At 70.4% G+C, this 12708-nt stretch carries 10 protein-coding genes; 6 read left to right on the forward strand and 4 right to left on the reverse strand.

The genetic code is table 11. The features are described 5' to 3' along the window. Positions 1–22 precede the first annotated feature (22 nt). The gene (locus U870_RS0112795) at positions 23–1684 is read left to right on the forward strand and encodes a sialidase family protein (RefSeq protein ID WP_205288764.1); all 1662 of its coding nucleotides are present in this window, start codon (positions 23–25) and stop codon (positions 1682–1684) included. A gap of 76 nt (positions 1685–1760) precedes the next feature. Here U870_RS0112795 and U870_RS0112800 read toward each other — a convergent pair whose 3' ends face one another. Next, the gene (locus U870_RS0112800) at positions 1761–2540 is read right to left on the reverse strand and encodes an IclR family transcriptional regulator (protein ID WP_025157784.1); all 780 of its coding nucleotides are present in this window, start codon (positions 2538–2540) and stop codon (positions 1761–1763) included. Between the two features lie 164 nt (positions 2541–2704). Here U870_RS0112800 and U870_RS0112805 point away from each other — a divergent pair, with 164 nt between their 5' ends. From U870_RS0112805 to U870_RS0112825, 5 genes are all read left to right on the forward strand, one after another. Beyond that, the gene (locus U870_RS0112805; RefSeq protein WP_025157785.1) at positions 2705–3823 is read left to right on the forward strand and encodes a zinc-binding dehydrogenase; all 1119 of its coding nucleotides are present in this window, start codon (positions 2705–2707) and stop codon (positions 3821–3823) included. A gap of 23 nt (positions 3824–3846) precedes the next feature. Next, complete coding sequence (locus U870_RS0112810) at positions 3847–5331, forward strand: NAD-dependent succinate-semialdehyde dehydrogenase (RefSeq protein ID WP_025157786.1); 1485 nt, start codon at positions 3847–3849, stop codon at positions 5329–5331. Positions 5332–5375: 44 nt separating this feature from the next. Continuing rightward, complete coding sequence (locus U870_RS0112815) at positions 5376–6740, forward strand: MFS transporter (protein WP_162819147.1); 1365 nt, start codon at positions 5376–5378, stop codon at positions 6738–6740. Between the two features lie 58 nt (positions 6741–6798). Further along, complete coding sequence (locus U870_RS0112820; RefSeq protein WP_025157788.1) at positions 6799–7329, forward strand: formaldehyde-activating enzyme; 531 nt, start codon at positions 6799–6801, stop codon at positions 7327–7329. A gap of 74 nt (positions 7330–7403) precedes the next feature. Then, entirely contained in the window at positions 7404–8063 is a 660-nt protein-coding gene (locus U870_RS0112825) for a hypothetical protein (protein ID WP_162819148.1), read from the forward strand. On the opposite strand, the gene U870_RS0112830 is transcribed toward U870_RS0112825, so the two are convergent. From U870_RS0112830 to U870_RS0112840, 3 genes are all read right to left on the reverse strand, one after another. After that, entirely contained in the window at positions 8003–8941 is a 939-nt protein-coding gene (locus U870_RS0112830) for a DUF1214 domain-containing protein (RefSeq protein WP_025157790.1), read from the reverse strand. The genes U870_RS0112825 and U870_RS0112830 overlap by 61 nt on opposite strands. A gap of 84 nt (positions 8942–9025) precedes the next feature. Next, a complete protein-coding gene (locus U870_RS23195) occupies positions 9026–9544 on the reverse strand; it encodes a MarR family winged helix-turn-helix transcriptional regulator (protein WP_025157791.1) in 519 nt (172 codons plus the stop codon). Positions 9545–9646: 102 nt separating this feature from the next. Then, a complete protein-coding gene (locus tag U870_RS0112840) occupies positions 9647–12604 on the reverse strand; it encodes a glycosyl hydrolase (protein WP_025157792.1) in 2958 nt (985 codons plus the stop codon). Between the last annotated feature and the right edge of the window lie 104 nt (positions 12605–12708).

Genomic DNA, 12708 nt, shown 5'->3' on the forward strand with positions numbered 1-12708 from the left:
GCCTCACCAGAGAGGACACTCCATGGACACGACCATGCGTCGAGGGCGACGACTCCCGTTGCTCCTCGCGACAGCCCTGGCTGCCGCGACCGCACTCACGCTCTCGCCGGCGGCGGCACCGTCGGCCGAGGCGGCACAACCCGGATCGGTGCTGTACTCGCCGAACCTCGCCAGCTTCCCCGCCGGCACCGCGGGCTACCCGAGGGCGATCGCCGTGGAGCACGACGGCACCCCGGCCGACACCGTGCTCGCGACGTTCGCCAAGGGCGGCCACAACGCGCCGGGCACACTGCCGATCTACCGCACCACCAACGGCGGCGGTTCCTGGACGAAGATCTCGGAGATCTCGTCGAACACCGCCGGCTGGGACATCGAGGCGCCGACCCTGTTCGAGGTTCCGCGCAACATCCCCGGCCTGAACGCGGGTGACCTGCTCGCCGCCGGCACGGCCTGGCACGTGGGCGACTACACCACGCAGAAGGTCGAGGTCTTCAAGAGCACGAACGGAGGCGCCAGCTGGCAGTACCTGTCGAACTGCACGCAGACCTCCGGCCTGCCGAACTCGTGGGGCCACGGCATCTGGGAGCCCTCGTTCGTCGTCGCGAACAACAACACCCTCGCCTGCTTCATCTCCGACGAACGGCCGGCGAACAGCGCCACCAACAACCAGAAGATCGGCCATTACACCTCCACCAACGGCGGGCAGAGCTGGAGCTCGACCATGACCGACGATGTGGTGTTCCCGGCGGACAACCTGGCCCGGCCCGGCATGCAGACGTTCGCGAAGCTCCCGGACGGACGCTTCGCGATGAGCTACGAGATGTGCCGTGACGCGACCAACGCCGACCACGCGTGCGAGGTGTACCTCAAGTTCAGCGCCGACGGCCTGAACTGGGGCGGCGCGGGCGACAAGGGCACGCTCGTCCGCACGTCGGACGATCGCGAGCTGCTGCACACCCCGTACCTCTCCTGGGCTCCGGGAGGCGGCCCGAACGGCACCCTGCTGCTCTCGGGTCAGCGGGTGGTCGCCGGCCCGACGGGCAACAAGACCGTGCTCGCCGAGTCCGGCACGGTGCTGTTCGCCAACACCCAGCTCGGTGCCGGCCCGTGGTTCGAAGCCGCCACTCCGGTGACGGTCAGCCCCACCGGCGGCTACGCCACGGGTGTGCCGTCCTGCCCGGGATACTCGACCCCCGCGATCCCGCTCAGCAACGGAAGCACCTACCTGTACTTCGCGGCGACCTGGCTCGGCCAGGGCAACCAGTGCGAGGTGCGGGTCGGGCTCGGCACCCTCCCCGGCCCGACCGGCGCGATCGTCGGGCCGGGCGGTAAATGCCTCGACGTCGACACCAACACGGCCGTCAACGGCAACCGGGCGCAGCTGTGGACCTGCGGCACCGCCTCGGGACAGGACTGGTCGGTGTCACCCGACGGCACCATCCGGTCGTTCGGCAAGTGCCTGGACGTCGACGCCCAGGGGACGGCCAACTTCACCAAGGTCCAACTCTGGGAGTGCAACGGCTCGGGCGCGCAGCAATGGGTGCATCAGGCGAACGGCTCGCTGCGCAATCCGCAGTCGGGCCGCTGCCTCGACGACCCGCAGGGCGTGACGACGGACGGGACGAAGCTGCAGATCTACGACTGCAACGGCCTGTGGACCCAGCAGTGGACGCTCCCCGCGTAGTGGATCGGCACTGAACGCAGCGGAGGCGCGGTCGCCCACGAGGCGGCCGCGCCTTCGGCGTGACCGGGTGCGCCCCTCAGGCGGCCAGCCCCGACTGCATGGCGTCCCGAGCTCGGATGACGGCCTCCTTCATGGCCCCGATCCGATCCGCCGGGATCGCGCCACGCGGGATGCAGATGGTGATGGCCCCTACGACCGCATCACCGCGCCCGAACACCGGCGCGGCGAGGCAGGACAGATTCGCGGTCGACTCCTCGGCCTCGGTGGCGAATCCCGAGCGCCGCACCTGCTCGAGCTCGGCGAGGAAGCGATCCGCTGAGGTGATGGTGCGCTCGGTCAGCGCCGGCAGCCCGCCGTCGAGCACCCTCTCGACGTCACGCGCCGGTGAGTGCGCGAGGATCGCCTTGCCCGTGGCGCTGGCATGTGCGGGAAGCGTGCGCCCCACGTAGCTGACCAAGCGCACCGGCTTCGTGGAGTCGATGCAGGCGAGGAAGGTGACGTTGGTGTCGGCCAGGACGCCGAACTGCGTCGTCTCGTCGAGGGGACGCAGGATCGGCCCGGCCTCGGTCAGGAACCGCGTGATGATGCTGGGCGTGGGCGCTGCGCGGGCGTAGTCCGTGAATTTGCTCCCCAGGCTGTAGCGCTTGTCCCGACCGCTGCGCGCGACGGCGCCGACCGCCTCCAGCGAGCCCAGGACGCGGAACGCCGTCGACTTGGGCAGCTGGAGGTTCTGCACGATCTGGATCATGCTGGCCGCCTCTCCACGGGATGCCAGGTGGTCGAGGATGGCGAACGCCGTCGCGATACTCGGCGCGCCGCCCTGCTGCGCCGACGTGGCCGAACGGGTCATGGTCATACGTCTCCTCCTCGAGTGCAGTGGGCCCCTCCATCGAGAACGTCGCCGGATGTGTTGACAACGCCGACGGACGGTGGAATGCTTCCCTCCAGCAATTTGGAACTGAGTTCCGTATATGGAACCTAGCCTCTCCCCGCCGAAGACGTCAAGGAGTTCTCGTTTCGATGGAAATCACCGCCGCCTACCTCTCGGGCGCCGACCGCCCGTTCGAAGTCACCACCCTGCAGCTGGACCAGCCGAAGCAGAACGAGGTGCTGGTCCGGATCGCCGCCACCGGCATCTGCGCCTCGGACGCGCACACCCGGTCGGGCCGCATCCCCTCGCCGCTGCCGTGCGTGCTCGGGCACGAAGGCGCCGGTGTCGTGGAGGCCGCGGGATTGGGCGTGACGCACGTCGCCCCCGGCGACCATGTGGCCCTCTCCTGGATGCCGAACTGCGGGCAGTGCCGGCACTGCGTCGCGGGCCGCCCCGTCCTCTGCACCGCCGCCGCGCCGTACACCCTCGCCGGCACGCTGCTCGACGGGACCACCCGCCTGCACCACGGCGACCAGGACGTCTTCCACTACTCGTTCCTGTCGACATTCGCGACCCACACTGTCGTCCCTGCGGCGAGCGCGATCAAGATCGACCCGGGGGTGTCCCTCACTGTCGCCGCCCTCGTCGGTTGCGCCATCATGACCGGGTACGGCGCCGCCGTGAACCGCGCCCAGGTGCGCCCCGGTAGTTCGGTGCTCGTCTACGGAGCCGGCGGGGTCGGCCTGAGCGCGGTCATGGGCGCGCACCTCTCCGGGGCCGAGAAGATCATCGTTGTCGACCCGGTCGAGGCCAAGCGCGCGGAGGCTCTCGGCTTCGGCGCGACGCACGTGCTCGCACCGGGAGACGATGTCGTCGAGCGGGTGCGCGCGTTGACCGACGGCTTCGGGAGCGACTACTCGATCGACGCCGTCGGCGCGCCCGCCGTCACCGCTCAGGCGTTCGACGCGACGGTCGCGGGCGGCACCCTCGTCTGCGTGGGCGTTCCCGCACCGGACGCCCGCCCGTCGTTCCCGGGCCCCAACCTCGTCCGCGACGAGAAGATCGTCACCGGCTCGCTGTACGGCTCGTCGCGTCCATCGGTCGACATCCCGAAGATCCTCGACCTCTACGCGGCCGGGAAGCTGCCGCTCGATGCGATGATCTCCGCCCGCTACCCGCTCACGCGGATCGACGAGGCTTTCGACGACATGGCGGCCGGGCGGCTCACCCGCGGCGTGCTCGTGCTCGACGACGCCCTCGCCTCCTGACGATCGCGCACGAAAGGACCATCATGACCCTCGTCACACCCGAATCCGACACCCTCGTCGCCGGCGTCGCCGTGCCCTCCGGGCTCTTCATCGGCGGCGAATGGCGCTCCGCCGCGCGGGACGCACAGTTCGATGTGCACGACCCGGCGACCGGAGACGTCATCGCCCGGGTCGCGGATGCGAGCCTCGCCGACGCGGCCGAGGCGCTCGACGCCGCCGCCGGAGCGCAGGCCGCGTGGGGCGCCACGACGACGCGCGTCCGCGCCGAGATCCTCCGCCGGGCGTTCGATCTGATCCACGCCAGGCGCGACGCCATCGCCGCGGTCACGACCGCCGAGATGGGCCGCCCGCTGGACCAGTCCCTCGCCGAGGTCGACTACGGCGCGGAGTTCTTCCGCCGGTTCGCCGAGCAGGCCGCGCACGGCGACGGCGGGTTCGTCGCGGCCCCGAACGGCGGCTTCGACATCCTGACCACGAAGGTGCCTGTCGGGCCCAGCCTCCTCATCACGCCCTGGAACTTCCCCCTGGCCATGGGTACCCGCAAGATCGGCGCCGCGCTGGCGGCGGGCTGCACCACCCTCATCAAGCCGGCGGCCCAGACGCCTCTGACGATGGCGATGCTGGTGTCGCTCCTCGTCGAGGCGGGCGTGCCCGACGGCGTCGTCAACTTCATCCCGACGTCGCAGGCCGCCGCGCAATCCGAGAACCTGATGCGCGACCCGCGACTGCGCAAGGTCAGCTTCACCGGTTCCACCGGCGTGGGCGTCCGCCTCCTCCAGCAGGCGGCCCCGAACGTGATGCGCTCGTCGATGGAACTGGGCGGGAACGGGCCGTTCCTCGTGCTCGAAGACGCTGACGTGGAGGCCGCGGTCGACGGCGCGATGATCGCGAAATTCCGCAACGGCGGCCAGTCGTGCGTCGCAGCGAACCGCTTCATCGTCCACTCGTCCGTCGCCGAAGAGTTCGTCGATCGCCTCGTGGCCCGCACGAAGAGCCTGCGCGTCGCTCCCGGGACGACCCCCGGCAGCGACATCGGCCCGATCATCGACGCCCGCCAGCGCGACCGGGTGCAGCGACTCGTCGACGATGCCGTCGCGGCCGGCGCCGAGGTGCTCGCCGGAGGACACACGATCCCCGGCGACGGCTACTTCTACGCCCCCACCGTCCTCGCGGATGTACCGCCCACCGCCGAGATCGCGACGGAGGAGATCTTCGGTCCGGTGGCCGTGATCGTCACCGTGGACAGCGACGACGAAGCCGTCCGCGTCGCGAACGACACCCCGTTCGGCCTCGCGGCGTTCGTCTACACCGACGACGTCACGCGCGCCTTCGACGTCGCGTCGCGGATCGAAGCGGGGATGGTCGGCATCAACCGCGGCCTCGTCTCCGAGGCCGCCGCGCCGTTCGGCGGCGTGAAGGCCTCCGGACTCGGCCGCGAGGGCGGCCGGGTCGGCATCGACGAGTACCTGGAGACGAAGTACATCGCCCTCGGGCGAATCCCCCGCTGAGTACCCCACCCCCCACCCGCACCACCGAACGAATGAGGTCGAAGATGACTCAACAACTCGCTGAACCACGATTGGGGCTCGAGCCCCGTGCAGGCTTCCTGCGCCGCCTCACCGCGGCGACCGGAGGCGGGATGTTCCTGGACGGCTTCGTCTTCGCCACCATCGCCGCAGTGATCGCCGGCGTGGCGTTCAGCCGCGAACTCGGATTGACGCCGCTCACGCTCGGCTTGATCTCATCGTCGACGCTCATCGGCACGATCATCGGAGGGCCGCTGATCGGCTATCTGACCGACCGCGTCGGGCGCAAACCGATGTTCCTCATCGACCTCTGCATCTTCCTCGTCGCATCGCTGTCGATGTTCCTGGTCACCGAGCCCTGGCAGATGATCGCGCTCGGTGTGATCCTCGGCATGGTCATCGGCGGCGACTACGCCATCGGTTCCCCTCTGCTCGGAGAGTTCTCCCCCGCCCGCAACCGCGGCCGCTACCTCGCCGTGCTCGAGATCCTGTGGAGCCTCGGCTACGTCGTCGCCTTCTTCGTCGGCTTCGTGGTGCTGTCGCTCGCCCCTGAGGCTTGGCGATTCGTGCTCGCCAGCTCAGCCATCCCTGCGGGAGTGATCCTGATGATCCGGCACGGTCTGCCCGAGTCGCCGCGCTGGCTGATCAACAAGGGCCGCATCGCCGAGGCGACCAAGGTGCTCGAAGATCTCGGCGTCGACCCGTCGTCGGCCGACTACCTCGCCGAACCCGAGACCAAGACCCGCTGGCGAACGCTGTTCAGCCGCGCCTACGTCGGGCGCACCGCGTTCGCCGCGCTGTTCTGGGTCTGCATCGTCATCCCGTACTTCGCCCTCACCTTCTTCCAGTCCGAGGTGCTCGGCACCCTCGGCATCGAGAACCCGATCATCGTGGCCCTGCTGGGCACGGTCGTCGCCCTCGTCGGCGCGGTGACCGGCTGGTATCTGATCGACAAGGTCGGACGGCGCCCGCTGCTCATCATCCCGATGTTCGTCTGCGCCGGCGCGCTCACCATCGTCGCTCTCGGCGACCTCCTCGGGTTCCCCGTGGTGATCAACGTGGTCTGCTTCTTCGGCTATCTGTTCTTCTACGGCATCATGGGCATCCTCTGCGGCGTGTACCCGCTGGAGATCTTCCCGACCTCCGTCCGCACCTCCGGACTCGGGCTCGCTTCCGGGTTCTCGCGGGTCGGCGCCGCCATCGCGACCTTCCTCGTCCCGATCGGCTTCGCGGCCTTCGGACTCATCCCGGTGCTGCTGATCCTCGCGGGCGTGTCGGCCTTCGGCGGTGTGATCTCCGTGATCCTCGCCCCGGAGACCGCGCGGAAGCACCTGACGGACACCGGCGCGATCTCCGTTGTGAACGCGAAGCGGATGGGTGGCGCCGCGTGACGATCGCAGGGCGCGACATGCCGGAACAGACCACGACAGCACAGGAGACAAGAGACCGATGACAGACCTCACCGATATCGACGGCCGGTTCGCGCAAGGCTGGGGAGGACGCGCTCCGGACGGCGTGCACGTCAACGTGCTCCTCGCGCGACGGGGAACGCCGACCGCGGCCTCCATCACCACGGCGTTCACCTCGCCGAGACCGGGATTCACCCCCGTACTCGCGTCCGTCGGGGAGGACCAGCCTTCGTACGCGACGGTGAACCCGCCGACCGTGATCCTCTCGAAGACCGAGGCCGTGGACGGGTTCCACGAGACCGTCACCTTCGGCGCCGCCGGGGTCGGCATCTCGCAGGGCGTGCTCGACGCCGTCGCCGACGGACTCCTGGTCGCCGACCAGGAGACCATCGTCTTCGTCTCGCTCTGGATCGACCCGGCCGCCGCCGACGAGACCGCCGTGCGCGACGCCGCCCGGGAGGCGACCGCCGCCGGGGTGCGCGAGGCGGTCCAGGGTCGCACCTCGGCCGACCGGCAGGCATTGGTCGACGGGCGCGACGGGCTCCGCCACCCCTTCTACAGCGGACGCTGACCTCAGCCGTCCGCTCCATCCCGAAGGGGGCCCGCCATCGTGCGGGCCCCCTTCCGCGCGGTTGGGAGGCCGTGGTGATCTTGACCGATCTCGCCCTGTGGAGCGGATGGATCGGGTGCGTGCTCTCAGCAGCCTTCGGGCTTCCTCAGGCGGTCCGCTTGCTGCGGCTGGACGGCGCCGTCGGGGTCGCGATCCTGCCCTGGCAGTCACTGCTCGCCGCGAACCTCGCCTGGTCGATCTACGCCACCGTCTCGATGCAGGCGCCCCTGTTGATCTCGTACGGGATCGCCGCCGTGCTCGCGCTCGTGGTGATCGTCCGCCTGTCGATGCGATCGCGGCGCAGCGTCCTGCTCGATGTGGCAGGTCCCGTGGCACTGGGACTGACGATGCTCCTCGCGCTCCCCGTTCCGATGCTGTTCGGCATCGTCAGCATCGTCCCCGGGACGATCGGCTGGATCGCGCAGCTGCGCTCCATCCGCCGCCACGGCCGACCGCGGGGGCTGTCGGCCGTGAGCATGATCCTCTACCTGCTGTGCCTGCTCGTCTGGCTCGTGTACGCGGGCGCCCGCGGCGACGTGGCGCTCGGCACCTCCGTCCTCCCGCTGATCGTGGTGATCAGCGGGACGTTGGCGGCGTTCTACGGCGCTCGACCGGACCGCCCCCGCGCGCCGGGTCAGCCCGCCAGTGCCGGGAAGGCCCACTCCCCGCTGAGGATCTCGGGGCGCGGCCGGTAGAGCCGGACGAGGTAGTTCCATCCCTCGGGCGTCGGGATCGCGTTCGGGGTGCCGGCCGGGTAGTCGCCGAAGCGCACGGTGATCGTGCCGTCGGCGTCGCGCTGCCCGGTGATGCTGTTGATCGTGTAGACACCGCTGTCGTTCGGCTCGAAGAAGCCGGCGGCGTTGTAGACGGAGATCGACCAGAACCCGTCGACGGGGACGTCCCCGACCGTGAGCTCGTGCCGGTCCGCCGCGACCGCGGGGGCACCCCCCAGGTAGGTCGCCTCGTCCGAGGGGAGACCGCCCCAGCCGGCCGCGGTGCCGATGAGGTGACGCACGGGATCCACCTCGTCGGCACGGCCGAAGGTGCGGCGGAAGTCGCCGAGGTTCTTTGCCAGCACCAGCAGCGCGTCGCGGGTCTCGTCGAGGGAGGCGGTGTCGTAGTCGGGCAGCTCGAACGGGACGGCGGAGGCGCTCGTCAGGACGATCCGGTCCTGCAGGGCGGAGACGGCGGCGACGTCCTCCGGATCCGCCGGGTCGACCAGGATGCGGATGGCGAGCGCGACGTAGGGCGAGTCGAACTCCTCGACGGTGAGGGCGTGTTCGCCCGCGTCGTGGAAGATCCGGTTCACGTAGTGGTCCGCGTTGACGACCATGGCCGAGACGTACCGCTCCCCATGCTCCGGGATCGTGAAGGTGGCGCCCTGGGAGATGTCGACGACGGCGAAGCTGTACAGGGTGTCCCGGTTCATCCGGATGACGGTCTGCGCGTCGATCGCAGCGGGCACCCGGTTGTGGCGGAGGAGGTTGACGCCGCCGGCGTCGCGCTGGAGGTCGTGGAACATGCGGTCGTTCTCGGCTCGCACGAAGTTGTCGGCATTCACGATGATGGTCACGCTGCGATCGTGGCATGCGGGAGGGGCCGCGGAATAGCCCCTCCCTGGGTCACCCCCGTGGGTCGGGGCGCGGCCGTGCGTTGGTCAGCGCTGCTGGCCGCGCAGCTGGGCCGCCGTGTCCGCGACCAGCCGGGCGGCGACGCGACGGAGCGTCTCCACGTCCTCGGCGCTCCAGTGCAGGAGCGCGGACCCCAGGCTGGTGCTGGCGTACTCCATGATGCGCTCGCCCACCTCGCGCCCGGCGGGCGTGAGCGCGAGGAGGACGCTGCGATCGTCGGCGGGGTCCGGCACCCGGACGGTGAGCCCCGCCTCGCCGAGCCGGTTCGCGATCTTGCTCATGTTCGCGCGTCCGGTGCCGAGGATCGTCGCCAGATCGCTGGGCCGCGTGGCACCGCGATAGCCGAGCTGGTTGACCGTCAGGAACATGGCCATGTCGTCGACGGGGAAGTCGACGGCGGACATCACCGCACGGCGCTGCTCGTAGCTGTCGGCCCAGTGGACCAGCGACGAGAGCGACACCCGCAGATCGAGCGGGTCGGGGGCGAGCACGGGCGAGAGGTCGGGAGCGTCCGGGGTCGCGCCCTCCTCGTGCGTTCTCGCCACCGCCCACCTCCGTTCGTCATCGGGTGCGGGGCGAGCGTCCCGCACCCGCCGGACCGGACCCGCCGTTCCCGAGCCTCCAGTATCCCGCGTGCGACCGCCCGCTCAGCTCGCCGCGACGCGCACCAGCCGCACCGGGCCGAGCAGGCCGTGATCGTGCACCTCGGTGTGCTGCAGGGCGTGGCCGCCGCCGAAGACCTCGGCGATGATGTCCGGCACGTGCTCGTAGTAGCCGCGGGCGAGCAGCCGGTTGTTGAGCGAGCTGGAGATCCGGACCACCACCGTGTTCTCGCCCGGTCGCAGGGCGTCGGTCACGTCGACGACCGGGACGGAGGTGTCGAAACCGATGGCGTCCCCGCCGCCCACCGACACCGAGCCGAGGCCGCCGCCCACCGAGCCCAGCTCGAGCAGGTAGCGGGCGCCGCCGCCGGTGTCGAGATCGTCGACCGTGATGACCGCCGTGTACTCGCCGACGCCGGAGACCTCCGGCCCCACGCCCTCCAGGTCCTTCCAGGGCGCGAGGGAGGTCGTGCCCGAGGCGAGACGGCTGACCGCCGTCAGGGGACGGACCTCGCGGGTGACGTGCCCGGTACCGCGATCCTCCTCGATCACCTGCTCGCCGCCGGCGTCCCAGCTGTCGACGGCGATGGACCAGTCCTCCACGGCGGCGACCGGGGTGCGGACCGCGGGTGCGGACGCGACACCCGGCGAGGCGGAGCGGTCGAGCGTCAGCAACGCCGTCTCACCCGGGGCCAGCTCGACGGTGACGAGGGTCCGGCCGCCCTCGATGCGCACACCGTGGTGCGGGCGCAGCTCTCCCGACCAGGCGTCGAGGCGCAGCACGGCGCCCTCCCCGGCGAGCGCCACCTCCACCCGGGTGGGCTCTCCGGTCTCGTAGAGGAAGTGGTAGAGGTACAGGTGGGCGAGGTCGCCCTCGTCGCGCAGGTGGCTGAGGACGTTCTGGTCCGGCGCGGTGAACTCGGCGCGACCGGTGACCCCGAGTGCGCGGAGCGCGTCGACCGTCTGCGCGGGATCGCCGATCCGGGCGACCGTCGGCTGCTGCAGCAGCTCGGCGATCGTGGCGGCGAGCTCGTCGTCGCGACCGTCCAGGCCGGGGGTGCGGGCGGCGGCGACCGGGTGCGCGAGGTCGACCTCGGTCGGGAGGATCGATCGCAGCTCGCGCGTGTCGTCGACGAAGAGCAGGCGCAGCCCGCGCTTCGCCCAGCCGAGCAGGTGGGCGGCATCGTCGGCGTCGAGCGCCGTCTGGTAGACGATCAGCGCCTGGTAGCCGGGGCCGTCCGGCTGGACGAGGCCGTCCTCGAACGCCACATCGTCACGCCTCAGCAGCGAGCCGTCGAAGAACTCGTAGGTCCAGCCGCTGTCCTGCATGCCGAGGTCCTGCCACCAGAAGTTCTTGCGGTCGCGCATCCACTTGCGCGCGTAGTACTCCTCGTCCGGGTGCCGGGTGCCCTCCTCGTCGTAGAACGCCATGCCGAGGCGGTTCTCGGTGAAGTGGTCGGTGCGGAGGATGCCGACGTCGATGCGCGGGCGCCCCTGCCGGAGGGCGAACTGGTAGCGGCCGACGGCATCGTTCCAGAGCCGGTAGAACGCCGAGCCCGGCTGGCGGGTGTCGAAGCGCTCGGAGAACATGGGCCACATGCCCTCGTGACCCGGCCACTCGGTCCCTTCCACACCGGCGGGACTGGCCCAGCCGTGCAGGACGGTCTTGGTGATGCCGGCGGCGAGCTGCGTCGCGATGATCTGGTCGTAGAAGCGGTGGTCGAGGATGTGGTTGCGCGTCGTGGCGCCCGTCTCCGACGAGTACTGCTTGCCGAAGAGGTGCGCCGGGCCGGCGAGCAGACGGTAGGCGTCGATCTGCGCGGCGAACTCCAGCGACTCGTTCTCGATGCCGTCGACCTCGGGCCCGGGGCGGGTCAGCTCGAACGGCAGTCCGTAGCTGATCTCCGACCGGAGGCTGATCCCCACCGAGTGCAGGTAGGCGGCGAACGGGCGCAGCATGTTCTCGATGTAGAGGTCGGTGAGCGTGCGGACGTAGTCGAAGCGCACCTTGTCCACCGTGATCGCCTGCGTCTCCAGCGGCTCGTTGACGTAGACCGTGCTCGACGCCATGAACGGCGCGCTCCGGGTCAGGAACGGCAGCCACGGGGCGATGTCGTAGCCGCGGCGCCGACGGAACTCCTCCGCGACGCCTGCGCCCCAGAACATCCCGCCGGCGCCGTGGGTGGTGAGCTCGAGGGAGTCCATGTACATCTGGGTGCGCGGGTTGCGGGCGATCTGCTCCCGCAGCTCGGGCGTCAGCACCACGGTGTCCCAGTAGTCCACGACCGCGTCCACGCCGGCGCGCTCCAGGTAGTTGACGGTGTAGTTGACGCTGGCGGACGGGGAGGCGGTCTGTCCGGTGCCGTGCATCCAGAACGCGTAGAGCCGCCAGGTGCCCTCGGCCGGCGCGGTCCAGTCGAGGGACTCGCCCGCGACGAGGCCGGTCAGGTCGACGGCCGAGTCGGCGTCCAGGACGGCGCCGGCGCCGGTCTCCTCGACGATGCGGACGGCGACCGCGGCGACGAAGGTCTGGCCCCGCAGCTTCGCGCGCTCCCCGGGCAGCGGCGACTCGGCGAGCGGTCCGTCGAGGTCGATCCGGCTGAGCGCGCCGCTGCGGGACGAACCGCCCGCGAGCGTCTCGGCGATGACGTCCAGCTCCTGGGCCGCCGCCGGGTGCTCCGGGTCGATGCCGGGGATGTTGGCGTTCGACCAGTTGGTGCCCGACGTGAAGCTGACCGACATGTCCCGTTTGGTGGTCTGCTCCACGACGACGAGGCTGTCGTGCACCCACTCCTCGGATCCCCACCCGTAGCGGGCGTGGTCGATCCCCTCCTCGTCCATCGCGAGGAACTCCATGCCGCCGAAGCCGAAACCGTGCGCGGTCTCGATCTCGTGGTGGAGCGTCTCGTCCGTGTGGAGGCCCTCGGCCAGCCACCAGCGCAGCTCCGGCCGGAACTCGATCCCGGGCGTGCGGATGTCGCGGGCGAAGTCGTCGAGGGTCACAGCGTTCTCCTTCGAAGCAGGTGAGTGGTGAAGCCAGGTGAGTGGTCGATCAAACCAGTGTCGCAATAACACTAACTCATTTCCTGAGGACACTACTAGGCCCG

This window comes from Leifsonia aquatica H1aii, assembly GCF_000633535.1.
Taxonomy (GTDB): Bacteria; Actinomycetota; Actinomycetes; order Actinomycetales; family Microbacteriaceae; genus Leifsonia; species Leifsonia aquatica_A.